This window comes from Caulobacter sp. FG7 (assembly GCF_057808875.1).
In genome coordinates this window covers 115,894-141,695 of sequence record NZ_JBMDIW010000004.1, presented here as the reverse complement: position 1 = coordinate 141,695, position 25,802 = coordinate 115,894, and the positions used below count along the sequence as shown (strand labels likewise).

Below are 25,802 nucleotides of genomic sequence, written 5' to 3'. Positions count from 1 at the left end.
TGTCGGCAAGGCTTCCTGGCAGCTACGGAGCAGGCCGCCGCTTGGACGCATGCATCCGGACGCCGCCCTTGTGCGTAGCTCCGTCCGAAGGTCGCCAGCCCGCCAGACGGGGGGCGGCCGCCACGGACGGAGGCACGATGACGGACACGACGCGCGACCTGACCCGCAAGGCGCCCGCCCGTGACGAGGGCCTGGGCCGCAGCGGCGGCGGACCGATCCAGGCCCTGGTCCGCCTGGCGCAGGACGCGCCCGTGCCCGACATCGTCTCACGCCTTGCCATCCACCATCTGGTCTCGGGGGCGCGACGCTCGCTGGAGCAGGCGTCGCCGGACACCACCGCCCGGTTCGCCGATGCGATGACCGACGGTCCGATCGCCACCCACACCGCCGACGCCAACGCCCAGCACTACGAGCTGCCGGCCACCTTCTTCGAGGCGGTGCTGGGCCCGCGCCTGAAATATTCCAGCGGCCTCTACCCGCCGGGCGCCGACATGCTCGCCGAGGGCGAGATCGCCGCCCTGCGCGAGACCGAAAGCCATGCCGACCTGCGCGACGGCCAGGCGGTGCTCGAACTCGGCTGCGGCTGGGGGTCGCTGTCGCTGTGGATGGCCGAGCGCTTTCCCGCCTCGACGATCACGGCGGTGTCGAACTCGACCTCGCAGCGGGCCTTCATCCAGGCGCGCGCCGCCGAGCGCGGCCTTGGCAACCTGACCGTCGTCACCGCCGACATGAACGTCTACGACACCCACCGGCGCTTCGACCGCGTGGTCTCGGTCGAGATGTTCGAGCACATGAGCAACTGGCGGGCCCTGCTGGCCCGGGTGCGCACCTGGCTGAAGCCCGACGGCCTGCTGTTTCTGCACGTCTTCACCCACGCCACGACGCCCTACAGCTTCGAGACCGAAGACCCCGACGACTGGATCGCCCGCCACTTCTTCAGCGGCGGGATCATGCCCAGCCACGACCTGCCCCGGCAGTTTCCGGACCTGTTCGAAGTGGCCATGGACTGGCGCTGGAGCGGCGCCCACTACGCCCGCACGGCCATGCAGTGGCTAGAGCGCTTCGACGCGGCGAGCGAGGTGATCGATCCTCTGCTGGTCGAGGTTTACGGCGCCGATGCGCGGATTTGGCGGCGACGCTGGCGACTGTTCTTCCTGGCCACCGCCGGACTGTTCGGCCATCGCGGCGGGTCCGAGTGGGGCGTCAGCCACTACCGCCTGCGGCCCGTCGCCTGAAGGAGACCTTCGAGAATGCTCCGCTACGCCCTCGGCTACCTGTCGACCGCCGTCGTCTTCCTGGCGCTGGACGCCGTCTGGCTGACCCAGATGGCCGACCGCCTCTACCGGCCGCGCATCGGCGCCCTGATGGCTGATACGCCAAGCCTGCCGCCGGCCGTGGCCTTCTACCTGATCTATATCGGCGCGGTGACCTGGTTCGCGCTCGTCCCGGCCCTGCGCCCGGACGGCGGCTGGCCGCGCCTGCTGGTCAACGCCGCCCTGTTCGGCCTCGCCGCCTACGCCACCTACGACCTGACCAACCAGGCGACGCTGAAGACCTGGTCGACCGCCGTCACCCTGGCCGACATGGCCTGGGGCGCGTTCGTCACCACCGTGGCGGCCTCGGCCGGCTATTTCGTCGCCAGTCGGTTCGGCGCGCGGTAAGCCGTTGCCAGCCTTGGAGGAGCATGCGAGCGTCCCCGCTAGGCATCATGCCGGAGGGGACGTCGCTTGGACGCTGACAGCAGCCGCGCCTTGCTTTCGCGAGCGATCGCTCGCGTCGCCAACCGCGACCAGGACGCCCTCAAATACGTCTATCGACACACCTCCGCGAAGCTATTGGGCGTCGCCTTGCGTATCTTGAATGATCGCGAGGAGGCCGAGGACGTGTTGCAGGACGTCTATCTGACGGTGTGGAACAAGGCCGAACGGTTCGACCCGGACAAGGCCAGCCCGATCACCTGGCTGGTCAGCCTGGCCCGCAACCGCGCCATCGACCGGCTGCGCTCGCGCGGGAGCCGGGTGATGACCGGCGTCGAGGAGGCCGAAAGCCTGCCCGACGCCGCACCGCTGGCCCCGGCAAGGATCGAGGCCGACGAGGATCGCCAGCGCCTCGACGGCTGCCTCGACCAGCTCGACCCCAAGCATTCCGGCGCAGTGCGCAAGGCCTTCTTCGAGGGCCTGACCTACGACGCCCTGGCCCAGGCGGTCGGCGTGCCGCTGGGCACCATGAAAAGCTGGATCCGGCGCAGCCTGATCAGCCTGCGGGCCTGTCTCGAAGCATGACCGACGCGACCGACATTCCGCCGGAAGGCCCCGAAAGCCGCGAAGGCGAAGAGCGCCCCCTGGCCGGGGAGTACGTGCTGGGCGTGCTCGATGCGTCCGAACGCGCCGAGGTCGAACACCGGCTGAGCGTCGATCCGGCCTTCGCCCGCTCGGTGGCCTGGTGGGAGGAGCGCCTGACGCCGCTGGCCGCCGACGTCGCCTCGGCCCAGCCGTCCGAAGGCCTGTGGCCGCGCATCCAGAACCTGATCGCCGAGCCGCTTAAGCCGTCGGCCTGGAGCAACGTGACCCTCTGGCGCGGCCTCGCCGCCGGCGCCATGGCCCTGGCCGCGGCCTGCGTCGTGGTGGCGGTTCTGCCGCGTCCCGCCCTGCCGCCGGCAGTTGCGCCCGCGCCAGCCAAGCCGCAGGCGGCCGAGGTGGCGCTGATCGCCGACCCGACCACCAACAAGCCGATGATCGTCGCCACGCTCGACCACGGCATGGACCAGGTGATGCTGACGCCCATGGGCATGAAGATGCCCGAAGGGCGCGACGCCGAACTGTGGATCATCCCCGAGGGCCAGAAGGCGATCTCGCTGGGCGTGATCCCGATGGACAAGCCGATGCGCATCCCGATGCCCAAGGACCTGCGCGGCGAGGGAACCTACACCGCCCTGCTGGCCGTCACCGACGAGCCGGTCGGCGGTTCGCCCACGGGCGTGGCCACCGGCTCGGTGCGCGCGGCGGGCAAGTTCGCCAAGGCCTGAACGGCGTTTTTCGGGGAGCCATAAGGGCCTGGGCGCGTTGGCCCCGGTCATGAAGGATCTTCCCGCCTGGCTGCCTGACTGGCTGAACGACTCCGTGTGGCTGATCGCCTGGGCGCCGCCGTGGATCGTCAGCCTGGCCCTGATCGTCGCCGCCATCGCTCTCGCCCTGGCCTTCCACGCCGTCGCCGTGCGGATCGTGCGTCATGGCTTCGCCAAGCGCGACGCCTTCTGGCAGGCGATGATCGCCCGCACCCGCCGGCCCACGCGCATGGCCTTCATCGTCGCCGCCCTGGGCGCGGCGGTGTCGATCGCGCCGCTCGACGTCGCCCAGGCAGCCACCGCCAAGCACCTGCTGCTGGTGATGTTCATCATCCTGCTGGGCTGGATGGCGATGACCGCGCTCGATATCGGCGCCGCGCTCTACATGCGCGGCTTCAAGGTCGACGTCGAAGACAACCTGCTGGCCCGCAAGCACATCACCCAGATCCGCATCCTGCGCCGGGCGATGGCCATACTGATCGGCATCTTCACCCTGGCCCTGGCGCTGATGACCATTCCCGGCGTGCGCCAATGGGGCGTCAGCCTGCTGGCCGCCGGCGGCGCGGCCTCGCTGATCGTGGGTCTGGCCCTCCAGCCGCTGCTGACCAACCTGATCGCCGGCATCCAGATCGCCGTCACCCAGCCCATCCGCATCGACGACGCCGTCATCGTCGAGAAGGAGTGGGGCAATATCGAAGAGATCAACGCCACCTACGTGGTGGTGCGGCTGTGGGACTGGCGGCGGATGGTGCTGCCGCTCAGCTATTTCATCCAGACCCCGTTCCAGAACTGGACCCGCGAGAGCGCGGCCCTGATCGGCACCGCCATGCTCTATGTCGACCCGTCCGCCCCGGTCGATCGCCTGCGCGAGAAGCTGGAGGAGATCGCCAAGGCCTCGCCGCGCTGGGACGGCAAGGTCGTCAACCTCGCCGTCACCGACATCACGCCGGAAGTCATGGAGGTGCGCTGCCTGGTCAGCGCCCGCAACGCCCCCACCACCTTCGACCTGCGCTGCGAGGTGCGCGAGAAGATGATGGCCTTCCTGCGCGAGGAACTGCCCGACGCCTTCCCGAAGAAGCGCCTGGCGCTGGCGGCGGAGGCTTAGAGCCTCCCTCCCCCTTGATGGGGGAGGGCTGGGGTGGGGGTGGCTGCGGCGGTTCGGCTCGTGCCAACTCCTGAAACGCTGCCCCCCATCCCCGCCCCTTCCCCGCCCCTTCCCCCATCATGGGGGAAGGAAGCTATCCATCCACCAAAGTAAGTGATTTATGACTTACAAGCAGGCGCCCGCGGGTGCGGTTGGCGCTTGCGCGGGCAATCGGCGGAGACTTCGCCGTCGAGGCGCTTGCCGGGGAAGACCGGCGGGCGCAGCCTGCTATCGGGTGGGGCGACGAAACGGCGGGGAGCGGAGTGACTCAAGCGTTCGAGATCGGCGTCAGGGCCAAGGCCCGCTGCGACCTGATGGGCGCGGCGCCGTTCAGCGAGGCCGACGACATGCTGGTGCGGCGGTTCCTGACCCCCGCCCACAAGGCCGCCCTCGACACTCTGAAATTCTGGATGGAGGAGGCCGGCATGGCCGTCCGCCTCGATCCGGCCGGCAACCTGGTCGGCCGTTACGAAGGCGAGACGCCGGGCGCCCCGGCCCTCCTGATCGGCTCGCACATCGACAGCGTGCGCAATGGCGGCCGCTACGACGGCGCTCTGGGCGTGATGCTGGCCGTCGACCTGATCGAGACCTTCCACCGCCAGGGCCGCCGCCTGCCGTTCGCGCTGGAAGCCATCGCCTTCGGCGACGAAGAGGGCTCGCGCTTTCCCGCCTCCATGGCCTGCAGCCGCGCCGTCGCCGGCACGGTCGATCCCTATGTGGTCGAGATGACCGACGCGGACGGAACCAGCCTGGCCGAGGCCTATGCCGCCTTCGGCCTGGATCCCACTCGCATCGTCGAGGCCGCCCGCCGACCAGGCGAGGTCTTCGCCTTCCTGGAAGCCCATATCGAGCAGGGACCGGTGCTTGAGGCCGAGGGCCTGGCCCTGGGCGTCGTCACCGCCATCGCCGCCCAGAAGCGGATCCTCGTCCGCTTCAAGGGCCAGGCCGGACACGCCGGCACCACGCCGATGGGCCTGCGCAAGGACCCCGGTCCCGCCGCCGCCGAGGCGGTGCTGGCCCTCGAACACATCTGCCGCGAAGGTCCGCTGGGCGGAACCGACGGCCTAGTGGGCACGGTCGGCCGCATGACCGCCCTGCCTGGCGCCTTCAACGTCATTCCCGGCGCGGTCGAGTTCTCGATGGACATCCGCGCCGAGACCTCGACCACCCGCGACGCCGCCGTCGCCGCCGTAACCGCGCGGATCGAGGCCATCGCCGCCCGCCGCGGCCTGTCGGTCTCGGTCACCCTGATGCAGGAACTGGCCGAAAGCCCCTGCGATGCGGGCCTGGCCGACCTGCTGGCCGCCGCCGTCGGCGATCTCGGGGAGCCCGACCGCCGCCTGCCCAGCGGCGCGGGCCACGACGCCATGGTCATCGCCGACCTCTGCCCCACCGCCATGCTGTTCATCCGCTGCGAAGGCGGGATCAGCCACAACCCCGCCGAAGCCGTCACCGACGCCGACTGCGCCCTGGCGGCGCGGGCGATGGTCGGGTTCGTGGAGAAGCTGGCGGAACAAGATCCTCGCCCTTCGACAGGCTCAGGGTGAGGACCTTGAGCGCCCCCCCGTAGAGCGACGACCAATCAGTAGCCCTCATCCTGAGCCCGTCGAAGGACGAGGGCGGACCAAGAACGAATTGCCCATGACCGACACCTTCAAAGAACTGGACCACCCCGCCCGCCTGCTGATGGGCCCCGGCCCGATCAACGTGCACCCGCGCGTGCTGCGAGCGATGTCGGTGCAGTTGCTCGGCCAGTTCGACCCCGAGTTCACCGGCTACATGAACGAGGTCATGGCGCTGTATCGCGGCGTCTTCCAGACCGCGAACCAATGGACCTTCGTGGTCGACGGCACCTCGCGCGCCGGCATCGAGGCGGCCCTGGTCTCGACCCTGCAGCCGGGCGACGACGTGGTAGTGGTCAATGCCGGGCGCTTTGGCCTGCTGCTGGCCGAGATCGCCGAGCGCTGCGACGCCAAGGTGACCTTCGTCGAGGGCGAATGGGGCCAGGTCGTCGGCCCGCAGGCGGTGGAGGACGCGGTCGCGCGCGTGAAGCCGCGCCTGGTGGCCTGCGTGCATGGCGACACCTCGACCACCATCGCCCAGCCGATCGAGGCCATCGGCGAGATCTGCGAGCGCCACGGCGCGCTGCTCTATGTCGACGCCACCGCCACGCTGGGCGGCATGAGCGTTCCGGTCGACGCCTGGAAGGCCGACATCGTCACCGCCGGCCTGCAGAAGTGCATGGGGGGCCCCTCCGGCTCGGCCCCGATCACCATCAACGACAAGGCCGCCGACTACATCTTCTCCCGCCGCCATGTGGAGAAGGGCCTGGCCGGTCCTGGCGCGACGGGGAACGGCCGCCGCATCGCCTCCAACTACTTCGACCTGGCCATGATCATGGACTACTGGTCGGACAAGCGCCTGAACCACCATACCGAGGCGGCCAGCATGCTGTTCGCCGCCCGCGAATGCGCCCGCATCGTGCTGGAAGAAGGCCTGGAAGCCCGCTTCGCCCGCCATGCCCAAGCCGGCGCGGCGATGACCGCCGGCATCGAGGCGATGGGCCTCGAAGTCTACGGCGACCAGGCCCACAAGATGACCAATGTCACCGGCGTGATCGCGCCTGCCCGCGTCGACTACGACCGGGTGAAGGCCCGCATGCGCACCGAGTTCGAGATCGAGATCGGCGCAGCCTTCGGTCCCCTGGCCGGCAAGATCTGGCGGATCGGGACCATGGGCGTGAACGCCCGCAAGCACGCCGTGCTGCAGACCCTGGCGGCGCTGGAGGCGGTGCTGCGCTGGGAAGGGTTCAGCGCTCCGGCCGGCGCGGGCGTGGATGCGGCGCTGGGGGTGTTTGGATGACGGCGGTGAAGACCCCCTCCGGCCCTCCGGGCCACCTTCCCCGGAGGGGGAGGATCTCGTTCGGCGCCGGCGCCAAGATGCTCCCCCTCTGGGGGAGCTGTCGCGGAGCGACTGAGGGGGTCCGCCCATGACCTACCCCCGCGACCTCGTCGGCTATGGCGAGCACCCGCCGCACGCCCAGTGGCCGGATGGCGCGCGCGTGGCCGTGCAGTTCGTGCTGAACTACGAGGAAGGCGCCGAGCGCAGCGTGCTGCATGGCGACAAGGTCAGCGAATACTTCCTGTCGGAGATGGTCGGCGCCCAGCCCATCGAGGGCATGCGCCACATGTCGATGGAGAGCCTCTACGAATACGGCTCGCGCGCCGGCTTCTGGCGCATCCGTCGCCTGTTCGAGGAATTTGGCCTGCCTCTGACCGTCTACGGCGTCGCCCAGGCCATGGAGCGCGCGCCCGACGTGGTCGAGGCGATGATGAAATCCGGCTGGGAGATCGCCAGCCACGGCTATCGCTGGATCGACTACCAGCACTTCCCCGAAGAGCTGGAACGCGAGCACATCGAAAAGGCGATCGAGGTGCACAAGCGCCTGACCGGCGAGCGCCCGCTCGGCTGGTACCAGGGCCGCACCAGCCCCAACACCGCCCGTCTGGTCGCGCAGGAAGGCGGCTTTGTCTACGACGCCGACAGCTACAGCGACGACCTGCCCTACTGGGACGACCAGCACGGCCGGGCCCAGCTGATCGTGCCCTACACGCTCGACACCAACGACATGCGCTTTACCGCCCCCCAGGGCTTCAACAGCGGCGACCAGTTCTTCGCCTATCTGCGCGACGCTTTCGACGCCCTCTATCTGGAGGGCGAGACGGCGCCGAAGATGATGAGCATTGGCCTGCACTGCCGCATCGTCGGCAAGCCCGCCCGGATCATGGCCCTGCGCCGGTTCATCGAGCACGTGACCCGCCACGACAAGGTCTGGGTGGCCAAGCGCATCGACATCGCCCGCCATTGGATCGCGACCCATCCGTACGGAGCCAAGGGATGAGCGCCCCGCCCCTGACCCTGGCCCTGCTCAACAGCATGAACCAGACGGGCTTCGTCACCGCCCTGGGCTTCGCCTTCGAGCTGTCGCCCTGGGTGGTCGAGCGCGCCTGGAGCGCCCGCCCCTTCGACAGCATCGAGGCCATGCACGGCGCGATGATGCAGGTGCTGAACGCCGCCCCCCTCGACGACAGGCTGGCCCTGATCCGCGCCCACCCCGAACTGGCCGGCAAGGCGACGATCGCCCGGCAGCTTACCGCCGAAAGCACGGCCGAGCAGGCCGGCGCGGGTCTGGACAAGCTGACGCCCGAGGAATTCGCGCGCTTCCACGACCTGAACGCCGCCTATGGCAAGCGCTTCGGCTTCCCGTTCATCATCGCCGTTCGGCTGAACGACAAGACCTCGATCCTGCGGGCCATGCAGGCGCGCCTCGACAACGACCGCGAGGCCGAGATCGCCGAGGCGACCGCCCAGATCGGCCTGATCTCCAAGCTCCGCATCCAAGACGCCGTGACCGACTAGATGGACTACGATCTCGCCGCCTGGCTGAACCTGGCGCTTCGCTGGCTGCACGTGATCGCGGGCGTCGCCTGGATCGGCGCCTCGTTCTACTTCGTCTGGCTCGACAACAACCTGCGGGCGCCCGAGCCGCCAAAGGACGGGGTGAAGGGCGAGCTGTGGGCCGTGCACGGCGGCGGCTTCTACCACTCGCAGAAGTACCTGACCGCGCCGGCGCACATGCCCGGCCACCTGCACTGGTTCAAGTGGGAGGCCTACACCACCTGGCTGTCGGGCTTTGCCCTGCTGTTCGTGCTCTACTACTGGGGCGCGCCGGTCTACCTGATCGACCCGGCCAAGCACGCCTTCAGCCACTGGCAGGCGGTGGGCGTCGGCCTTGCCTTCATCTTCGGGGGCCTCCTCGTCTACGAAGGCCTGTGCCGCTCGCCGTTGGTGGAGCGCCCGCGCCTGTTCGGGATCGTCTGGTTCTGCGCCCTGATCGGCGCTGCCTGGGCGTTGCAACACCTCTTCACCGATCGCGGGGCCTTCATCCATGTCGGCGCCATCATCGGCACGGCCATGGCCGCCAACGTCTTCCTGACCATCATCCCCAACCAGCGCAAGATCGTCGCCGACATGCTGGCCGGCCGCGAGGTCGATCCGCGCCTGGGCGCGGCGGGCAAGCAGCGCTCGGTGCACAACAACTACATGACCCTGCCGATCCTGTTCATCATGATCAGCAACCACTATCCGGCGATCACCGGCCACCCGCTGGCCTGGCTGCTGCTGGCGCTGGTGGGCCTGGCGGGGATCTCGATCCGCCACTTCTTCAACCTGCGCCACCACGGGATCATCCGGCACGACTTCCTGTTCTACGGGGCCATGCTGATGTTCGCCGTCAGCGTCATCGCCAGCCAGAAGCCCAAGGCGCCCGCCGTGCTGGGCCCGGTCAGCTTCTTCGAGGCCCAGGCGATCGTCGAGAAGCACTGCGTGACCTGCCACGCCGCCAAGCCCACGCACCGCGGCTTCGGCGCCCCGCCCAACGGCGTCACGTTCGACAGTCCCGAGCACATCGCCCGCTATGCGCCCAAGATCAAGGAACGCGCGGTGGTCAGCACCAGCATGCCGCTTGGCAACGAAACCCATATGACCGATGAGGAGCGCGCCAAGCTTGGCGCCTGGATCGAATCCGGGGCCAAACTGCCCTGACGTCCCTGGAGACACTCGCCTTGTCAGACGCCGATCACGAGGCCGCCCCCGATGCCCCGGCGCCGCGCAAGCGCAACGCCGAACGGACGCGCAAGGCGATCATGTCGGCTGCGTCGAAGGAGTTTTCCCAGGCCGGCTTCGCAGGCGCGCGCATCGAGCGGATCGTCAAGGCCGCCAAGTGCAACATCCGCATGCTCTACCACTACTTCGGCGACAAGAAGGGTCTCTATGTCGCCGTGCTGGAGGCCGCCTACGAGGACCTGCGCAACCGCGAGGCCGAGCTGAAGATCGATTTCGACAAGCCGCTCGAAGGCTTCCTCGAACTGCAGCGCTTCACCTTCGAGTATTTCGAGAAGAATCCCCGGTTCGAGGGCCTGCTGCGCAACGAGAACCTGATGCAGGGCAAGTTCGTCGCGCAGAGCCGCAAGGTCACCGAGACCGCCTTCCCCCTGCGCCGCACCATCGAGCGCCTGATCGAGAGCGGCCAGGAACAGGGCCTGTTCCGCGACAACCTCGACCCGATCCAGATCTATGTCACCATCGCGGCCATGAGCCGCTTCCACCTGGCCAACGGCTGGTCGCTGTCGGTGACGCTCGACACCGACATGAGCACCGCCGAATGGCGCCGCGCCAGGCTCCAGCACGCGCTGGACGTGCTGGAGGGGTATCTGACGGCGGCTTGAGGCGTTGGGCGGATTTCGTGCTAAGCTAAGCGAACAATGAAAGCCGAACCGTCCATTTTCGACGACGACGACGCCGCCGCCGAGGCTGCGGCCGACGCCGAAGGTCTGGCAGACCTGGATGCGGGTCGGGTGATTTCGCATGAACACATGAAGGCGTGGCTTCTGTCCTGGGGCACGCCCGAGGAAATTCCGCCGCCCAAGACCGACTAAGCTGCTGCATGGCCGATCACGACCCGCCCGCTTTCCGCGTCGTCTGGTCGGTGAGATCCCGACGCGATCTTGAGGGCATTCGAACCTATATCGGCCAGGTCAGGCCAATCGCCGCTCAGAGGCTGGCTCTTAGATTGGTCGCCGCCGTCGAAGCCCTAACCGAACACCCCCATCGAGGCAGACCAGCGGGCGAAGCTCGGGAACTGGTGGTGATCGCGCCCTACGTGGTGCGCTACCGCGTAAAGGGCGCGATCGTTCAGGTCATCCGGATCAAGCACGGGGCCGAGCGCCCCGACTGACCCTACTTCGCCATCACGTTCATCACCGCCAGCGTCATGGCCTCGACCCCCGTGCGGATGCTGGGCTCGGGAACCGGGGCGAAGAACGGCGAATGGTTGACGGGCAGCGGCTTGCCTGCCGCCTTGGCGTCGGCCATCGCCTTGGGATCGAAGCCCCCGATCGAGAAATAGACAGACGGCACACCGGCGATGATGAACTCCGAATAGTCCTCGCTGGCCGAGCCGGGGCTGGGCACAGCCACCGCGTCCTTGCCGAAGGCGGCCTTGAAGACGGCGGCGGTCTTTTCGGTCAGGGCCGCGTCATTGACCACCGCCTTGCCGCCCGGAACGATCTCAAGATCCGGGGCCGGAGCGCCCGACATCTCGGCGACCGCCTTGGCGGTGCGGGTCACCCCGGCCAGGATCTTGTCGCGCACGCCGTCGTCCTGGGTGCGGATCGTGCCGCGCACCTTGGCCTTGTCGGGGATGATGTTGCCGGCGCTGCCGGCCTGGATCGAACCGACGGTGACCACGCCGAACGCGGCCGGATCCTTCTCGCGGCTGATCACGCTCTGCACGTCGACGGTGAAGCGGGCGGCCATCATCACCGGGTCGATCGAGGCGGCGGGCATCGAGCCATGGGCGCCGCGGCCGTTGAAGGTCAGCTCCAGGGCGTCGGAGGTCGAGGTCAGGACCCCGGCCTTGTAGTAGACCTGCCCCGCCGCGCCGGGGCCGACGTGCAGCGCGAAACCGTAGTCGGGCTTGCCGAACTTCTGGAAGAAGCCGTCATTGATCATGGCCTTGGCGCCGCTGACCGTCTCCTCAGAGGGCTGGGCGACGAAGACGAGCGTGCCCTTCCACTTGGCCTTCTGCGCCACCAGCTGGCGGGCCGCGCCGATCCAGGCGGCCATGTGCACGTCGTGACCGCACGAGTGGGCGACGAACACCTCCGCGCCGTTCCAGGTGGTCTTGGCGCGGCTGGCGTAGGGCAGGCCCGTCTTCTCCTCCATCGGCAGGGCGTCGAGCTCGGTGCGGACCAGAACGCTGGGCCCCTCACCGTTCTTCAGCACCGCCACCACGCCGGTCTTGCCGACGCCTTCGGTGACCGTGAAGCCCAGCGCCCGCATCTGCTCGGCCAGCTTCCTGGCGGTCTCGACCTCCTGGAAGCCGACCTCGGGATGGGCGTGCAGGTCCTTGTAGAGCGCGTCGAGCTGCGGGTAGTCGCGGTCGAGCTGGGCCTTGATGGCGGCCTTGGTCGCCGGAACGTTCAGCTGGGCCGCAAACGCCGGCGCGGCCAGCAGGGCCATGGCGGCGGCGAGGGTGAGCTTCGGGGTCAAGGTCATGCGGTTCGCGGACAGATCCGCGCCTCCTCGTGAAGATACGCAAAGGGCTCCGTTGGAGGAGCCGCCCTCGCCCTTCGACAAGCTCAGGGAGAGGGCTACTGGCAAGGCGATGGGCAGTCGGGAACCTCATCCTGAGCTTGTCGAAGGACGAGGTTCCCGGAAGCGCCCTATCAGAACTTCCTACGGGCGTTCACCCCGACGGTGCGCGGGGTCAACCCATAAAGCAGGTCCTGGTACCCGACGTTGCTGTTCTTGTTCATGATCCCCTCGGCGTCGGTGAGGTTGGTCACGAAGGCGTAGACGCCCCAGTCCTCGCCCTCGACGCCGGCGCGCAGGTTCACGGTCGAGAAGCTGCCGAACTTGTCGAAATAGACGTAGGTCGGACGGAAGGTGGAAACCATCTCGCCGGTATAGGCGTAGTCGGCGCGCAGCAGGCCGTTGAGCCCCGCCACCGGCAACGGCCAGACGTACTGGGCCGAGGCCGAGGCCGTCCAGTCGGGCACGTTGGCGATACGGTCGCCCTTCCTGCCGGTCGAGCCGTCGACCAGGATGTTGGCGTTGGCCTGGTCCTCGGTCAGCTCGGCCTTGGTGTAGCCGATCGAGCCGTTGAGGGTCAGGCCGTGGATCGGGCGGGCGGCCACCTCCAGCTCCAGGCCCTCGATCCGCGCCGCGCCGGCGTTGGTGATGAACTGGTAGAGACCGTCGGCCGTCATGGCGCTGGTCTGGCGGTCCTTCCAGTCGATGCGGTAGGCCGCGGCGTTGGCCGTCAGCTTGCCGCCCAGCCAGGTGGTCTTCACGCCGGCCTCGTAGTTCCACAGGCTGTCGGGATTGTAGACCACCAGCGCGCCGTTGAGGCCCGGCACGTTGTTGGCCCCGCCCGGTCGGAAGCCCTCTGCCGCCGTGGCGTAGACCATGACGTCGGAGGTGAGCTTGTAGCTGGCGTTGAACTTGTAGACCCAGCCCGAAGCTTCGGCGGTCTGCTCGGTGTAGGGCGCCGGCGCGGCGCCGGTCAGCACGTTTCGCTGGGTGCCGGCGCTGCCGGTGGTCTTGGTGTAGTCGTAGTGGCGCGCGCCCACCGTCAGCGACAGGCCCTCGACCTGCGGCGGCGTCCAGGTCGCCTCGCCGAACTGGGCGGTCTGCTTGACGCCGGTGTTGACGTAGCGGCCCTGCAGGTACTGCATCGGGCTGTAGGGTTGGCCCGTGGTCAGGCTGGTCAGCACCGTGTTGCTGTCGATGTGGTCCTTGCGCAGCTCCATGTAGCCGCCGACCGTCCACTGGACCTGACCCTCGCCCTTCGACGACAGCCGCAGCTCGTGGTTCCAGGCGCCCAGATAGGCCGGCTGGTAGCCGATCACGCCGTTGGCGCTGCCGATATAGGGCCGGTACTGCGGGGTGAAGTCGATCGTCCGCAGCATGTCGTACTTGTAGTAGGCGCTCGACGCGGTGACCTCGCCGACCGGGCTCGACCATTTGCCGGTGACGCTGGTCATGTCCATCTCGGTGTCGAGCGGCAGCTTAACCGCGCTGTCGGTGTTGTAGCCGCCCAGGCGGTCGTACCAGCCTTCCAGGTCGTCGGCCGACGAGTTCTGGTGAACCTTGGTGACGACCAGCGAGATGTCGTCGGTGGGCGTGAAGCCCAGCATGGCGCGATAGCCGTCGGCGTGGCTGTCGTTGATGTTCTTGGCGCCGGTGCGGACGTTGTCGACGAAGCCCGGACGGTCCTCGGTATAGGCCACGATGCGGGCGGCCAGCTTGCCCTCGATCAGCGGGATGTTGCCCATGGCCTTCAGGTACGAGCCGCGCGAGCCGCCCTTGGTGGCGCTGGCCTGGCCTTCGATCGAGGCGCCGAACTGGCTGCTGTCGGGCTTGGCGTAGATCACCCGGATCGTGCCGCCCATCGAGCCGCCGCCGTACAGCGTGCCCTGCGGGCCGCGCAGCACCTCCACGCGCTCGACGTCGAACAGGTTGAGGTCGGCGGCGTTGTTGGCCGGATCCTGGGTGGTGCCCGAGGGGCCGGTGACCGAGGTCTCGTCGTAATAGAGGCCGGTGGTGGCCTCGCCCGAGCCCTGGACGCCGCGGATGGTCACGCGGCTCTGGCCCAGCTGGCCCTGCGTCAGGTTCACGCCCGGGACCGAGCGGAAATAGTCCTGCAGGCCGGTCGCGCCGATCTTCTGCAGACTGTCGCCGGTCACGGCGCTGATGCTCATCGGCGTGGTCTGCAGCGTGGTCGAGCGCTTGAGCGCGGTGACGACGATCTCCTCGACGGTCTCGTCGGCTGCGGGCTTGGAACTGGTCTGGGCGGCCGCCCCCAGCGGCGCGGCCAGGGCGGCGAGCGCCGCCGTGGAAAGCAGGATCTTCAGGTCGGTACGCATAACATTCCCCAGTGCATGCATGAGAGCGCCCGCTCTGAAGGCGGGTCGGTTCCCAGGCTGGGGTCGGCGTCGAAAATATGTCAACGCTTTTGTATCGATATTATTTGAATCGATATCTACGCCTACCGAACAAGCACACCATCGCCCCCACCGCCGTCATCCCGGCCGCAGCGAAGCGAAGAGCCGGGATGACGAGCTAAGGGGATGGCGGACCTTGAGTTAGATACCCGGCGCGTAGGGGAAGGCCATCGCCTCGTAGGCCTCCAGGCTCAGCGGCGGCGGCGCCTCGCCCTTTGGCAGGGGCAGGCCGTTGATCGACTGGAAATAGGCCACCGATGCGTCGCGCCACCACTGGGCCTCGCGGCGCTGGATGGCCAAGTACGTCGCCACCTCGCCGTGGCGCTCGGCGTCGACATAAGGCGCCAGATCCGCCCAGGTCGCCTGCATGCCCCCCACCGCCTTCACCCCGCGCGAATAGCGCGTGACCAGCTCGTCCCACAGCGGGCGACCGGACCTGGTGCGGTAGTCCCACGGCAGGTGGTGGAACCACAGCAGGTCCTTCTCGTCGATCTTCGAGAGATCCGAGAACGCGGCCGCCACCGGCGGGGCGTACTGGGCGACGGCGTCGCTGCCCTTGGCCGTGCGATCGAAGCCGATCCCGGCCCTGTCGGCCTTGTGGTAGTAGACGCTGGTCCAGTCGGCGCGCTCGCCGCCGGCCACCCAGGGTCCAGGCCCATAGTGGTGGCTGCGGCCCATCAGGTGGTGCAGGCCCATCGGGGTCATGTAGTCGACCACCGCCTCGCGCGAGCCCATCATCATCGCCACGGCCGGCCCGGTGAAGCGCCTGTCGGGCGAGAAGGTCATGGCCGCCCAGTCGCGGGCGATGGCTTCCGAGGAGGCTTCCGGATCCCAGGCCAGGCGCCCGAAAGCGTACCAGTTGGCCTGGTCGAACTGCGAGCCGCTCCAGTTGCGGTCGGTCCCGATATTGGCCACGCCCGCCATCAGGGTGCGCGAATAGCCGTGCAGCTTGCCGTCGACCACCTTGGCCACGGTCGAGCCCTGGCCGGCGGCAAAGGTGTCGGCCTTCAGCACCTCCTCCCACATGGGTCCCAGGTAGGCCAGGTGCGTGGAGAAGCCGAGATATTCCTTGGTGATCTGGAACTCCATGCCGAGGTTGGTCTTCGGCATGGCCCCGAACAGCGGGTGGAACGGCTCACGCGGCTGGAAGTCGATCGCCCCGTTCTTGACCTGGACGATGACGTTCTGCGCGAACTGGCCGTCGAACGGCTTGAACTCCGAATAGCCCTGCTTGGCGCGGTCGTCGGGCTGCTCGTGCGAATAGACGAAGGCCCGCCACATCACGATCCCGCCGTGCGGCCCCACCGCCTGCGCCAGCATGTTGGCCCCGTCGGCATGGGTGCGGCCATAGTCCTGCGGGCCCGGCTGCCCTTCCGAATTGGCCTTCACCAGGAAGCCGCCGAAGTCGGGAATGGCCTTGTAGATCTCGTCGGCCTTGGCCTTCCAGAAGGCCCGCACGGCCGGATCCAGCGGGTCGGCGGTCTTCAGCCCTCCGATCTCGATCGGCGAGGAGAACCGGGCCGACAGATAGACCTTGATCCCATAGGGCCGGAACGTGTCGGCCAGGGCGGCGGCCTTGGCGATGTAGGGCGCGGTCAGGCTGTCGGACTTGGCGTTGACGTTGTTGAGCACCGCCCCGTTGATCCCGATCGAGGCGTTGGCGCGGGCGTAGTCGACATAGCGCGGATCCCTGACGTCGGGCAGCCGCCACCAGTCCCAGATCGACTGGCCCGAATAGCCGCGCTCGACGCTGCGATCCAGGTTGTCCCAATGGTTCAGCAGGCGGTAGCGGACCTTGGGGGCGTCGACGAGGTCCAGCCGGTCGAGCGCCTGCCGGGTCTGAATCAGCGCAAGGTAGCGATAGACGCCGTGCAGCACGCCGACCTCGGCGTTGGCGGCGATCACAGTGACGGGCCTTCCCGCCTCGGTGACGGCGCGGATGCGGTAGCCCTCGTCCCCGGCGGCCTCAAGCGGCAGCTTCAGGGCGGCGATCCGGGGCGAGGACTTCGGCGTGCCCAGCAGGATCTCCCCGCCCCCGTCGCGGCGCTCGCCCAGCAGGCCCGCCAGACCCCGTTCGAGCTCGGCGCGGGCAAGCTTCAGGGTCGGCGTATCGGCGACCGGCCCAACGGCGCCCGCCGAGGCGCGATAGGCGCCCGCCGCGCTCGCCTCCACCGTTCGATAGCGGAGCCACAGGCCATGACCGTCCTCGGCCCGGGCGATCAGCGGCGCCAGCAGCAGGCCGGCGGCCAGGCAGAGCCCGTAGAGCAGGTGGCTGGGTCGCATTGCATCTCCCCGTCGATCATCTGGGTCGGCCGTCTTCGCGGCCTGAGCTGTCGCCGCATGTCCGGCGAGGTGGTCGAGTCTCCTGCACCTTATTGGTCAGACCAATGGATTGACAACCTCCCCGCCGCGTTTAAACGAAAGGAGGAAGATCGCTCGCGGGCCCAGCGCCCGCCAAGACCTCGTCGCCGGCCCTACCGGCGCCGCCGCAGAAAGACGCCGATGCTCAAGATCACCGCCGCCAGGGTCATCGTCACCTGCCCGGGGCGCAACTTCGTCACCCTGAAGATCGAGACCAGCGACGGCGTCCACGGCATCGGCGACGCCACCCTGAACGGGCGCGAGCTGGCAGTGGCCAGCTATCTGAACGACCATGTCATTCCCTGCCTGATCGGCCGAGACGCCCACCAGATCGAGGACATCTGGCAGTACCTCTACAAGGGCGCCTACTGGCGGCGCGGGCCGGTGACCATGTCGGCGATCGCGGCGGTCGACATGGCCCTGTGGGACATCAAGGCCAAGGTCGCGAACCTGCCGCTCTATCAGCTGCTGGGCGGCGCCTGCCGCACCGGCGTCATGGTCTACGGCCACGCCAACGGCGCCAGCATCGAGGAGACCCTCGACAACGCCGCCGTCTATGCCGAGCAGGGTTACAGGGCCATCCGCCTGCAGTCGGGCGTGCCGGGCCTGAAGACCGTCTACGGCGTCTCCAAGGACCGCTTCTTCTACGAGCCGGCCGACGCGGCCCTGCCCAGCGAAAGCCTGTGGTCGACCGAGAAGTACCTGCGCAGCGTGCCGCCGCTGTTCGAGGCCGCGCGTGAAAAGCTGGGCTGGGACGTCCACCTGCTGCACGACGTGCACCATCGCCTCACCCCGATCGAGGCTGGACGCCTGGGCAAGGACCTCGAACCCTATCGCCCGTTCTGGATGGAGGACGCCACCCCGGCCGAGAACCAGGCCAACTTCCGCCTGATCCGCCAGCATACGACGACGCCCCTGGCCGTGGGCGAGGTGTTCAACTCGATCTGGGACTGCAAGCAGCTGATCGAGGAACAGCTGATCGACTACATCCGCGCCACCGTGGTCCATGCCGGCGGCATCACCCACCTGCGCCGCGTGGCCGCCTTCGCCGACATGCACGGCGTGCGCACCGGCTGCCACGGGGCCACCGACCTGTCGCCGGTCTGCATGGCCGCGGCCCTGCACTTCGACCTGTCGATCCCCAACTTCGGCATCCAGGAATATATGCGCCACACGGCCGAGACCGACGCGGTGTTCCCGCACGCCTACAGCTTCGAGGACGGCATGCTGCATCCCGGCGAGGCGCCCGGCCTGGGGGTCGACATCGACGAGGACCTGGCCGCGAAGTATCCCTACAGCCGCGCCTATCTGCCGGTGGCCCGTCGCGAGGACGGCTCGATGCACGACTGGTAGGTGGTGAGATCGCTGACGCGATCTTGTCAGACCAAATAGCGGCGGCGTCCGACAAGGGTTATGCTATCGGTGAGGGACCATCGGTTCCGAGCGTCGATTCCAGGAAGCCATGTCGGACAACGTCAAGCTCTACCGCAAGATCGCGGACACCGTCGCCGACGCCATCGAGGCCGGCCAGTATAAGCTGGGCGACCGCCTGCCGACCGAGCGCGAACTGGCCGAGCAGTTCGGCGTCTCCCGCCCCACCCTGCGCGAGGCTATGATCGCCCTGGAAATGCTGGGCATGATCGAGGCCCGCCACGGCCTGGGCATCTATGTCACCGGCGACGTCCGCCCCGTGGCCCCGCAGGCGGCCGAGCGCGAGACCGAGATCGGCGCCTTCGAACTGATCGAGGCCCGCCGCCTGTTCGAGGGCGAGGCCGCCGCCCTGGCCGCCACCTCGATCACCGAGGAGCAGATCGCCCAGCTGGAAAGCCTGCTCGAGCGCATGCACGAGGAGGAAGAGATCCGCGGCGAGGACGCCGACCGCGAGTTCCACCTGGTCATCGCCGCGGCCACCGGCAACGGCGCCATCATCGCCACGATCGAGAACCTGTGGGACTGGCGCAACCGCTCCGCCCTGGCCCGCAACATCCTGACCCGCGCCCGCGGCATGGGGCTGGAGCCGCGCATCGCCGAGCACCGCCGGGTGGTCGAGGCCCTGAAGGCTCGCGATCCCGCCGCCGCCCGCCAGGCCATGCGCGACCACCTCGAACGGGTCATCGAGCACCTGCTGCACGCCACCGAGACCGAGGCCGTCGAGCGCGCCCAGCAGGAAACCAACGCCCGCCGCGACGCCATCGCCAAGCGCGTGGCGATCTAGAACGCAAAACGCCCCGGCGAAGACCGCCGGGGCGCGGTTGCGAGCCTGCCCGCGACCTCAGGTCGGCGTGCGAACGGCCATGCCGCGGAGCCAGAAGTAGGTCGTGCCGGTGCTGGCGACCTGCAGGCTGAAGGTGTTGGCGCCGGCCTTCACCAGTTGCGGCGGCACCACGAAGTAGTTGGCCTGGTAGCCGAAGCCGCCGCCGGGCACGACGTAGTTGGAGATGATCTGCGTGCCGTTGACGCTGAGGCTGACCGGGGCGTTGCCGTCCTGGTTGCCGTTGCGCGAGACCAGCCCGTCGAACTCGAACATCAGCGCCGCCGAGGCCGAGGCCGCCTGGTAGGTCACCGACACCACGCCGTTCTGGGCGATCTTCACGTGGTCGCCGGCGAAGCTGCCGTCGTTCTGCGAGACCGTCAGCTGGTTGGTCTTCGGCGGCGAGACCGAGAAGTCGGCCGTGGCGACCGGCGTGTAGAACTGGCCCTTGGAGACGGCGAAGTCATAGAGCCAGAAGAAGGTGGTGGCGTTGGGCGACACCGTCAGGACGATGGTGTTGGCGCCGGACACGCAGAGCTCGGCGGGCACGGCCACCTCGACCCACTGCGGCCCGAAGCCGCCGCCCGGCACGGTGTAGTCGGCCAGGATCGGCTTGCCGTTGAAGATCAGCGAGATCGGCGAATAGCCTTCCTGGTTGCCGTTGCGCGACACCAGGCCGTACAGCGCGACGCTGACCTGCGCGCCCGGACCAAGGTCGGTCAGCGAGAACTGCAGGCCAAAGCTGGTGTTCTGGGCGTACTTGTAGTGATCGCCCGCGAAGCTCCCGCCATTGGTGGTGATCGACAGGCCGGGGCTCAGGGCCACCGGCGAGACCCGCAGATTGGCGGCCAGGGCCTTGCCGACATAGGGACCCGAGACGAAGTCGATCTCCAGGCCGTAGAGCCAGAAGAAGGTCTGGGCGTTGCCGGCCACCTGCAGCTGCAGGGCGTTGGGGCCGGCCTTCAGCAGGGCCGCGGGGATCGGGAAGATCGCGTCCTGCGGGCCGAAGCCGCCGCCCGGCATGGTGAAGCCCGAGACGATCTGGCCGCCGTTGACCTGCAGCGAGATCGGCGAGAAGCCCTCCTGATTGCCGTTGCGCGACACCAAGCCGTTCACCCGCACCGCCAGGGTCTTGGTGAAGGCGTCGGCGTCCAGGTTGAACTGCACGGTGACGGCGTCGTTGTTGCCCAGGCGCTGGTGGTCGCCGGCCGGCGAGCCGCCGAGGGCCGAGATCGACAGCCCCTGGGTGGTCGGCGGCGAGGTGTTGAAGACGGCGGCGCCGAGCACGAGGCCGATGGCGGCGGTGTCGGTCGAGACGATGGCGTTCATGATGTTTCCTCCTTGATTGAACTCGGTTTTCGAACTCGCACTCAGGACAGGTTTTCGGAGATCTCGGCGCACCACTCGGCGGTCTGGTCCGTCGGCGGCGCATTGAGGTTCCAGAGCATGATCCCGGCCTTGGACGCCCCGGGCGGGTTCCAGCTGGCCAGGGGCGCCAAGTCGGCGAAGGCGGTGTTCTGGCCGGCGTTGGCGGCGTCGGCGACCCCGATGGCGACCTTCCCGGGCCCGACGAGCCCGGCGTACTGGTCGAACATCTCGGTCTGGCCCTGCACGTCGTTCCAGTAGGCCATGGTGGCGACGAACGAGATCTGGTCCTTGACCTGCGCCAGGTAGGCGTCGCGGGTCACGCCCAGATAGACGGGCAGGGTCAGCAGCGCGTCCGGCCCCAGCGCCGCGCGCAGCGCCTTGATCACTTCGACGAAGTTTTCGTCGGGCGTGTAGGAGACGTCCTCGTTGTCCAGGTCCACCCCGTCCAGGCCCCAGTCGTCGACGACGATCGCCTTGACGTTGGCCGCATAGGCCGTCGGGTCGAGATTGCCCCAGCCGCCCGGGTGCCCGTCCCAGTTCGGCTTGCCGTTGATCGACATCAGCACCTTGACGCCCCGCGCCTGCAGCGCCTTGGCGCCCGCGCGGATCTCCTGCGCGCTGTGCTTGCTGGTCAGGAAGTCGAGCGTGATGGTGTCGCCCTGGTCGCTCGGCGCATTAACCGCGAAGGCCAGCGCCACGACGCCTACCGAAGCCGGCGCGGCCTCGGGCGGCGGACCGCCCTCGTTGTAGCCGAGCCAATAGGCCATGAAGGTCTGACTGGTCATTCCGAGCCCCCTGAAAACAACCTGAGGGCGATAATGAATTTTCCACACTCGATAGATGTGCGATTCCGCACACGCAACCCAAGGGTGCGAAAAATTCGCAAGACCGATAACTAGACGACCGGTCTATTATTTCCTATATCGAGGCCATGACCGCCCGCAAAAAGTCCGAGATCACCCGCGAACACATCCTGGCCAGCGGCCGCGAACTGGTGCTGCGCCAGGGTTTCGGCGGCATGGGCCTGAAGGAGCTGCTGGACGCCAGCGGCGTGCCCAAGGGCTCGTTCTACTACTACTTCGCCTCCAAGGAGGCGTTCGGCTGCGCCCTGCTGGAGGACTATTGCGCCGAGTACGGGGCCAAGCTGACCGCCCTGTTCGACGCGCCCGGCAGCGGCCGCCAGCGTCTCATGGCCTACTGGAAGGTCTGGCTGGACGGCGACACCGCCTGCGGCATGGCCGACCGATGCCTGGTGGTGAAGCTGGGCGCCGAGGTCTCCGACCTGTCGGAGGACATGCGGCTGATCCTAGACACCGGGGTCGAGCGCCTGGTGCGCCGCATCGCCGCCGTCATCGTCGAGGGCCGCGACGACGGCTCCCTTCCCGGCGCCGGCGATCCGGTCGCCACCGCCCGGGCGATGTACGCCCTGTGGCTGGGCGCGGCCATCCTGGCCAAGCTTTCCAAGGACCAGACGCCCCTGCGCGAGGCGATGGCCACCACCGAGATCCTGCTCGCGGCCGCCTGAGCCGCGCCCTCACAACAACAAGGAGAACACCCATGCGCAGCGCGATCCACGACGTGTTCGGCGATCCGACCGAGGTCCTGGCCCTGGCCAACAGCCCCGTTCCCGAGCCCGGCCCCGGCAAGGTGCGGGTGCGCACCCTGCTGTCGCCGATCCACAATCACGACCTTTGGACCGTGCGTGGCAACTACGGCTACAAGCCCGCCCTGCCCGCCATCGGCGGCAGCGAGGCGGTCGGGATCGTCGACGCCGTGGGTGAAGGCGTCGACGCCGCCCTGGTCGGCCAGCGTTTCGCCGTAGCCGGCGTGCATGGCAGCTGGGCCGAGTTCTTCATCGCCTCGGCCGCCGGCCTGGTGCCCGTGCCCGACGCCATTCCCGACGAGGCCGCCGCCCAGTTGATCGCCATGCCGTTCAGCGCGATCACCCTGCTCGAGACCCTCAATGTCGAAGCCGGCGACTGGGTCGCCCAGAACACCGCCAACGGCGCGGTCGGCAAGACCCTTGCCATGCTGGCCAAGGCCCGCGGCGTCAACGTCATCAACCTGGTGCGCCGCGACGCGGGCGTGGCCGAACTGGCGGAGCTGGGCATCGACAACGCCGTCTCCACCGCCGACGCCGACTGGAAGAAGACGGTCGCCGAAATCACCGGCGGCGCGCCGATCAAGGCCGCCGTCGACTCCATCGGCGGAACCGCCTCGGGCGACATGGCCGACCTCTTGGGCGAGAACGGCCTGCTCGTTTCGTTCGGTTCGATGACCGGCGAGCCGATGCAGATCTCGTCGGGCGCCGTGATCTTCAAGCAGCTGACCGTGAAGGGCTTCTGGGGCTCGACCGTCTCGGCCAACATGGCCCCGGACCTGCGCCGCAAGCTGATCGGCGAACTCCTGACCCAGGTCGCCACCGGCAAGCTGAAGCTGCCTGCCGACGGCGTCTACGGCCTCGACCAGGTGTCCGACGCCGTGAAGGCCTCTCTGACCCCGGGCAAGACCGGCAAGGTGCTGCTGCGGCCTTGATTCAACGGCGGAAACCTCGCCCTTCGACAAGCTCAGGGTGAGGTTTCTCCAGCGCCGGGAGCTATGAGTGGTCCTCACCCAGAGCCCGTCCCCCGGGTCCGACCTTTGGCCGGCCCGAGGATGAATTCCGGGCGAGGACCACGCACTATCCCTTCAGCAACGCCTTCAGCTGCGCCAACCCCCGCTCGGGCGGGCTGCCGTAACCGATCGGTTCGACGAAATTCCCCTTGGCGTCGAACAGGTAGACCGCCGACGAGTGGTCGACCGTGTATTCCCCGCCCTCGATCGCCACCTTGCGGTGATAGACGCGGTAGGCCTTGGCCGCCGCGTCGGTCTGGGCCGTCGTGCCGGTCAGGCCCCGGATGCGATGGTCGAAGTTCGACAGATAGAGCTTCAGCTGCTCGGGCGTGTCGCGCTCGGGATCGACCGAGACGAACACCACGTTCAGCTTGTCGGCGTCGGGGCCCAGGTCCTTCAGCCAGCCGGTCATCTCGGTCAGGGTCGTGGGGCACACCTCCGGACAGAAGGTGAAACCGAAGAAGATCGCCGTGGGCTTGCCCAGCAGGTCCTTCTCGGTGACGGCCTTGCCGTTCTGGTCGACCAGCTGGAACGGCCCGCCGACCTTGGCCGAGGCGTTGGCCTTGGCGTGCTCGGCCGTGCGGTCGCAGGCGGCCAGGGGCGCGGCGCAGATCACCGCCGCCAGGACGAGTTTGGACAGGATACGCACGTCTACTTGCCTCCCACGGCCTTGACCGGCGCGTTGATCGCCACCGGCGGCGCGAACTTGAACCGCAGCGTCAGCGGCACGCTGGCGCCCGCCACGAGATCGATCTTCGGGCCGATGACCATCAGGTGCTCGGCCCCGGGCTTCAGCGCCACGGCTTGGCCGGCCGGCAACGGCAGGCCTTCCGAGAGCTTGCGCATGCGCATCACCCCGCCGTCCATCGACATGGTGTGGATCTCGGCCCGAGCCGCCGCCGGGGTTTCCACCGACACCAGCTGATCGGCGACCGAGGCGGTCAGGGTCAGGTAGCAGCCGCCGGCCGGCGCGCCCTTGGGCGCGGCCCGGCACCAGGCGCCGTCGACGGCGACCTTGGGCGCCACCCGGGCGGGCGGCGCGGCCTGGGCGGCGCCCGCCAGCGCGGCGAAGGCCAGGACGGGGATAAGCAGGGTCTTCATGGTCAGGCTCCAGCCTCGAGGCGCCGCCGGGGGGACAGGCGGCGCAGGATGAGATCAAGCGACAGGACCGCCGCCAGCGAGACGCCGACGAGCGGATAGAGAACGGCCAGGGGCAGAACGAGGGCCAGCAGCCCCAGATACGCGCGGCGGTCGGCCGGCGGGACGGGCGCGGCCAGCCGGCCCTTCGGCCGGCGCTTCCACCACATGACCACGGCCGAGACGCCCAGCAGCCAGACGGCGACGCAGCCGGCCAGCATCAACAGCTTGTTGGCGAGGCCGAACTGCTGGCCCTGGTGCACGGCGATGCCCCATTCGATGACCTTGGCGGCCGGACCGAAGTCGCGATAGCCGAGGTCGGCGATCACCCGGCCGTCGCCACCGTCGAGATAGACGGTGCGGGTGCGCTCGACCTGGTCGGGCATGTAGGCCGCCGTCCAGGTTCCGCCGTGGGTCTTGGGCAGGGTCAGGGTGAAGCCGTCGTTCAGGCCGGCGGCCTTCGCCCGCTCGACGACGGCGTCGACGCCGAGGCTCGTGTGGCCGTGGCCCGAGGCGGGCGCGGCATGGGCCTGCAACGCCCACGGCACACCCTCGCTCACCGCCTCGCCGGCATGGTGCGGCTGCGCGACCGGCGGACGCGGGCGCCCCCAGCCGGCCTGGGTGGTCAGTTGCCGGACCTCCTTGCCCCAGACGGCCGACCACGGCATGCCGGTGACCGCCAGGAACACGATCACCAGCCCCGCGAAGCTGCCGGTCACCGCGTGCAGGTCGCGCCAGAAGACGCGCCTGGCCGGCGCGCCGCGCACAGTCACCACGCCGCCTCCGCGCCCGCGCGGCCACCACAGGAAGACGCCGGTGGCGACCAGCACGATGGCCCAGCCGGCGACGATCTCGACCAGCAGGTTGGCGACGGGACCGGCGATATCCAGGCTGTGCAGCCGCTTGACCACGCCCATGACGCCGCCAGGCGCGCCGACGCCCAGCACCTGGCCGGTGTGCGGATCGACATAGGCCGTCCGCGCGCCGTCGTCGGTGTCGAGCGCCAGTTGCACGGCACGGTCGCCGCGCGCGGGGACGATCAGTTGCCTGACCTTGCCGCCCGCCGCCAACTCGGCCTGCGCGATCCAGGCCGAGGGCCGCGTGGCGCCCGGCCCGTCGGCGACCACGGCCAGCGGGCGCTGGACGATCGCGGTCAGTTCGTCCTTGAACAGGTAGAGCCCGCCGGTCAGCGCCAGCAGCATCAGGACCGGCAGCACCAGCAGGCCGGCATAGAAGTGCCAGCGCCAGAAGGCGCGATAGACCTCGCCGGCCGGGGTTTCGGTTCCCGACGCCATG

The 25,802-nt window shown here is 68.7% G+C and carries 25 protein-coding genes; 17 read left to right on the top strand and 8 right to left on the bottom strand.

What is annotated here, in order from left to right; all coding sequences use genetic code 11:
- Positions 1-137 precede the first annotated feature (137 nt).
- The 13 genes from ACODR1_RS04850 (at position 138) to ACODR1_RS04790 (ending at position 11,004) form a co-directional block, all read left to right on the top strand.
- Complete coding sequence (locus ACODR1_RS04850) at positions 138-1,235, top strand: SAM-dependent methyltransferase (RefSeq protein WP_488879438.1); 1,098 nt, start codon at positions 138-140, stop codon at positions 1,233-1,235.
- Positions 1,236-1,250: 15 nt separating this feature from the next.
- Positions 1,251-1,661 (top strand): DUF2177 family protein, encoded by a 411-nt coding sequence (locus tag ACODR1_RS04845; protein WP_488879437.1) that lies wholly within the window; start codon positions 1,251-1,253, stop codon positions 1,659-1,661.
- Between the two features lie 66 nt (positions 1,662-1,727).
- The gene (locus ACODR1_RS04840; protein ID WP_488879436.1) at positions 1,728-2,282 is read left to right on the top strand and encodes a sigma-70 family RNA polymerase sigma factor; all 555 of its coding nucleotides are present in this window, start codon (positions 1,728-1,730) and stop codon (positions 2,280-2,282) included.
- Positions 2,279-3,025 carry an anti-sigma factor gene (locus ACODR1_RS04835; protein ID WP_488879435.1) on the top strand — a complete coding sequence of 249 codons (747 nt, stop codon included), beginning with the start codon at positions 2,279-2,281 and terminating at the stop codon, positions 3,023-3,025. The genes ACODR1_RS04840 and ACODR1_RS04835 overlap by 4 nt, the downstream gene beginning before the upstream one ends.
- Positions 3,026-3,074: 49 nt before the next feature.
- Positions 3,075-4,169 carry a mechanosensitive ion channel family protein gene (locus tag ACODR1_RS04830; RefSeq protein ID WP_488879434.1) on the top strand — a complete coding sequence of 365 codons (1,095 nt, stop codon included), beginning with the start codon at positions 3,075-3,077 and terminating at the stop codon, positions 4,167-4,169.
- A gap of 302 nt (positions 4,170-4,471) precedes the next feature.
- Positions 4,472-5,755 carry an allantoate amidohydrolase gene (locus ACODR1_RS04825; protein WP_488879433.1) on the top strand — a complete coding sequence of 428 codons (1,284 nt, stop codon included), beginning with the start codon at positions 4,472-4,474 and terminating at the stop codon, positions 5,753-5,755.
- 94 nt (positions 5,756-5,849) lie between these two features.
- Positions 5,850-7,070 carry a pyridoxal-phosphate-dependent aminotransferase family protein gene (locus tag ACODR1_RS04820; protein ID WP_488879432.1) on the top strand — a complete coding sequence of 407 codons (1,221 nt, stop codon included), beginning with the start codon at positions 5,850-5,852 and terminating at the stop codon, positions 7,068-7,070.
- A 127-nt stretch (positions 7,071-7,197) separates the two neighbouring features.
- Positions 7,198-8,109 carry an allantoinase PuuE gene (gene puuE / locus ACODR1_RS04815; protein WP_488879431.1) on the top strand — a complete coding sequence of 304 codons (912 nt, stop codon included), beginning with the start codon at positions 7,198-7,200 and terminating at the stop codon, positions 8,107-8,109.
- Positions 8,106-8,627 (top strand): 2-oxo-4-hydroxy-4-carboxy-5-ureidoimidazoline decarboxylase, encoded by a 522-nt coding sequence (gene uraD, locus ACODR1_RS04810; RefSeq protein ID WP_488879430.1) that lies wholly within the window; start codon positions 8,106-8,108, stop codon positions 8,625-8,627. Before puuE ends, uraD begins: the two co-directional genes overlap by 4 nt.
- Positions 8,628-9,812 carry a urate hydroxylase PuuD gene (locus ACODR1_RS04805; protein ID WP_488879429.1) on the top strand — a complete coding sequence of 395 codons (1,185 nt, stop codon included), beginning with the start codon at positions 8,628-8,630 and terminating at the stop codon, positions 9,810-9,812.
- A gap of 20 nt (positions 9,813-9,832) precedes the next feature.
- Positions 9,833-10,495 (top strand): TetR family transcriptional regulator, encoded by a 663-nt coding sequence (locus ACODR1_RS04800; protein WP_431307663.1) that lies wholly within the window; start codon positions 9,833-9,835, stop codon positions 10,493-10,495.
- Positions 10,496-10,531: 36 nt separating this feature from the next.
- Positions 10,532-10,705 carry a CopG family transcriptional regulator gene (locus ACODR1_RS04795; RefSeq protein ID WP_488879428.1) on the top strand — a complete coding sequence of 58 codons (174 nt, stop codon included), beginning with the start codon at positions 10,532-10,534 and terminating at the stop codon, positions 10,703-10,705.
- An 8-nt stretch (positions 10,706-10,713) separates the two neighbouring features.
- Entirely contained in the window at positions 10,714-11,004 is a 291-nt protein-coding gene (locus tag ACODR1_RS04790; RefSeq protein WP_488879427.1) for a type II toxin-antitoxin system RelE/ParE family toxin, read from the top strand.
- A 2-nt stretch (positions 11,005-11,006) separates the two neighbouring features.
- On the opposite strand, the gene ACODR1_RS04785 is transcribed toward ACODR1_RS04790, so the two are convergent.
- The 3 genes from ACODR1_RS04785 to ACODR1_RS04775 form a co-directional block, all read right to left on the bottom strand.
- On the bottom strand, positions 11,007-12,326 hold the full coding sequence (locus ACODR1_RS04785) for an amidohydrolase (RefSeq protein WP_488879426.1): 1,320 nt from the start codon (positions 12,324-12,326) through the stop codon (positions 11,007-11,009).
- A gap of 170 nt (positions 12,327-12,496) precedes the next feature.
- Complete coding sequence (locus ACODR1_RS04780; RefSeq protein ID WP_488879425.1) at positions 12,497-14,698, bottom strand: TonB-dependent receptor; 2,202 nt, start codon at positions 14,696-14,698, stop codon at positions 12,497-12,499.
- A gap of 219 nt (positions 14,699-14,917) precedes the next feature.
- The gene (locus ACODR1_RS04775; RefSeq protein WP_488879424.1) at positions 14,918-17,059 is read right to left on the bottom strand and encodes an alpha-glucuronidase family glycosyl hydrolase; all 2,142 of its coding nucleotides are present in this window, start codon (positions 17,057-17,059) and stop codon (positions 14,918-14,920) included.
- Between the two features lie 219 nt (positions 17,060-17,278).
- On the opposite strand from ACODR1_RS04775, the gene manD reads away from it, so the two are divergent.
- Both manD and ACODR1_RS04765 read left to right on the top strand, forming a co-directional pair.
- Positions 17,279-18,490, top strand: a complete 1,212-nt coding sequence (gene manD / locus ACODR1_RS04770) for a D-mannonate dehydratase ManD (RefSeq protein WP_488879423.1) — start codon at positions 17,279-17,281, stop codon at positions 18,488-18,490.
- Positions 18,491-18,599: 109 nt separating this feature from the next.
- A complete protein-coding gene (locus tag ACODR1_RS04765; RefSeq protein ID WP_109100550.1) occupies positions 18,600-19,352 on the top strand; it encodes a FadR/GntR family transcriptional regulator in 753 nt (250 codons plus the stop codon).
- 57 nt (positions 19,353-19,409) lie between these two features.
- Here the strand turns inward: ACODR1_RS04765 and ACODR1_RS04760 are convergent, their stop codons facing one another.
- Together ACODR1_RS04760 and ACODR1_RS04755 are read right to left on the bottom strand one after the other, a co-directional pair.
- On the bottom strand, positions 19,410-20,717 hold the full coding sequence (locus ACODR1_RS04760; RefSeq protein ID WP_488879422.1) for a hypothetical protein: 1,308 nt from the start codon (positions 20,715-20,717) through the stop codon (positions 19,410-19,412).
- A gap of 41 nt (positions 20,718-20,758) precedes the next feature.
- Positions 20,759-21,541 carry an EndoS/ChiA family endoglycosidase gene (locus tag ACODR1_RS04755; protein WP_488879421.1) on the bottom strand — a complete coding sequence of 261 codons (783 nt, stop codon included), beginning with the start codon at positions 21,539-21,541 and terminating at the stop codon, positions 20,759-20,761.
- A gap of 146 nt (positions 21,542-21,687) precedes the next feature.
- On the opposite strand from ACODR1_RS04755, the gene ACODR1_RS04750 reads away from it, so the two are divergent.
- The gene (locus tag ACODR1_RS04750; RefSeq protein WP_488879420.1) at positions 21,688-22,281 is read left to right on the top strand and encodes a TetR/AcrR family transcriptional regulator; all 594 of its coding nucleotides are present in this window, start codon (positions 21,688-21,690) and stop codon (positions 22,279-22,281) included.
- A 32-nt stretch (positions 22,282-22,313) separates the two neighbouring features.
- Positions 22,314-23,291 (top strand): zinc-binding dehydrogenase, encoded by a 978-nt coding sequence (locus tag ACODR1_RS04745; protein WP_488879419.1) that lies wholly within the window; start codon positions 22,314-22,316, stop codon positions 23,289-23,291.
- Between the two features lie 145 nt (positions 23,292-23,436).
- Here ACODR1_RS04745 and ACODR1_RS04740 read toward each other — a convergent pair whose 3' ends face one another.
- From ACODR1_RS04740 to ACODR1_RS04730, 3 genes are read right to left on the bottom strand one after another with little or no spacing between them, the layout of a single operon-like run.
- The gene (locus ACODR1_RS04740) at positions 23,437-24,018 is read right to left on the bottom strand and encodes an SCO family protein (RefSeq protein WP_488879418.1); all 582 of its coding nucleotides are present in this window, start codon (positions 24,016-24,018) and stop codon (positions 23,437-23,439) included.
- A gap of 2 nt (positions 24,019-24,020) precedes the next feature.
- Positions 24,021-24,470: a copper chaperone PCu(A)C gene (locus ACODR1_RS04735; protein ID WP_488879417.1), complete on the bottom strand. Its 450-nt coding sequence runs from the start codon at positions 24,468-24,470 to the stop codon at positions 24,021-24,023.
- Positions 24,471-24,472: 2 nt separating this feature from the next.
- Positions 24,473-25,801, bottom strand: coding sequence for a PepSY-associated TM helix domain-containing protein (locus ACODR1_RS04730; RefSeq protein ID WP_488879416.1), 1,329 nt, complete (start codon positions 25,799-25,801; stop codon positions 24,473-24,475).
- Position 25,802: the final 1 nt, after the last annotated feature.

Bases quoted from the DNA above. Each gene is read 5' to 3' on its own strand.
- ACODR1_RS04850 (WP_488879438.1), top strand. From the start codon at position 138: ATGACGGACACGACGCGCGACCTGACCCGCAAGGCGCCCGCCCGTGAC.
- ACODR1_RS04845 (WP_488879437.1), top strand. From the start codon at position 1,251: ATGCTCCGCTACGCCCTCGGCTACCTGTCGACCGCCGTCGTCTTCCTG.
- ACODR1_RS04835 (WP_488879435.1), top strand. From the start codon at position 2,279: ATGACCGACGCGACCGACATTCCGCCGGAAGGCCCCGAAAGCCGCGAA.
- ACODR1_RS04830 (WP_488879434.1), top strand. From the start codon at position 3,075: ATGAAGGATCTTCCCGCCTGGCTGCCTGACTGGCTGAACGACTCCGTG.
- ACODR1_RS04820 (WP_488879432.1), top strand. From the start codon at position 5,850: ATGACCGACACCTTCAAAGAACTGGACCACCCCGCCCGCCTGCTGATG.
- puuE (WP_488879431.1), top strand. From the start codon at position 7,198: ATGACCTACCCCCGCGACCTCGTCGGCTATGGCGAGCACCCGCCGCAC.
- uraD (WP_488879430.1), top strand. From the start codon at position 8,106: ATGAGCGCCCCGCCCCTGACCCTGGCCCTGCTCAACAGCATGAACCAG.
- ACODR1_RS04805 (WP_488879429.1), top strand. From the start codon at position 8,628: ATGGACTACGATCTCGCCGCCTGGCTGAACCTGGCGCTTCGCTGGCTG.
- ACODR1_RS04795 (WP_488879428.1), top strand. From the start codon at position 10,532: ATGAAAGCCGAACCGTCCATTTTCGACGACGACGACGCCGCCGCCGAG.
- ACODR1_RS04790 (WP_488879427.1), top strand. From the start codon at position 10,714: ATGGCCGATCACGACCCGCCCGCTTTCCGCGTCGTCTGGTCGGTGAGA.
- ACODR1_RS04785 (WP_488879426.1), bottom strand. From the start codon at position 12,326: ATGACCTTGACCCCGAAGCTCACCCTCGCCGCCGCCATGGCCCTGCTG.
- ACODR1_RS04780 (WP_488879425.1), bottom strand. From the start codon at position 14,698: ATGCGTACCGACCTGAAGATCCTGCTTTCCACGGCGGCGCTCGCCGCC.
- ACODR1_RS04775 (WP_488879424.1), bottom strand. From the start codon at position 17,059: ATGCGACCCAGCCACCTGCTCTACGGGCTCTGCCTGGCCGCCGGCCTG.
- manD (WP_488879423.1), top strand. From the start codon at position 17,279: ATGCTCAAGATCACCGCCGCCAGGGTCATCGTCACCTGCCCGGGGCGC.
- ACODR1_RS04765 (WP_109100550.1), top strand. From the start codon at position 18,600: ATGTCGGACAACGTCAAGCTCTACCGCAAGATCGCGGACACCGTCGCC.
- ACODR1_RS04760 (WP_488879422.1), bottom strand. From the start codon at position 20,717: ATGAACGCCATCGTCTCGACCGACACCGCCGCCATCGGCCTCGTGCTC.
- ACODR1_RS04755 (WP_488879421.1), bottom strand. From the start codon at position 21,541: ATGACCAGTCAGACCTTCATGGCCTATTGGCTCGGCTACAACGAGGGC.
- ACODR1_RS04750 (WP_488879420.1), top strand. From the start codon at position 21,688: ATGACCGCCCGCAAAAAGTCCGAGATCACCCGCGAACACATCCTGGCC.
- ACODR1_RS04745 (WP_488879419.1), top strand. From the start codon at position 22,314: ATGCGCAGCGCGATCCACGACGTGTTCGGCGATCCGACCGAGGTCCTG.
- ACODR1_RS04735 (WP_488879417.1), bottom strand. From the start codon at position 24,470: ATGAAGACCCTGCTTATCCCCGTCCTGGCCTTCGCCGCGCTGGCGGGC.
- ACODR1_RS04730 (WP_488879416.1), bottom strand. From the start codon at position 25,801: ATGGCGTCGGGAACCGAAACCCCGGCCGGCGAGGTCTATCGCGCCTTC.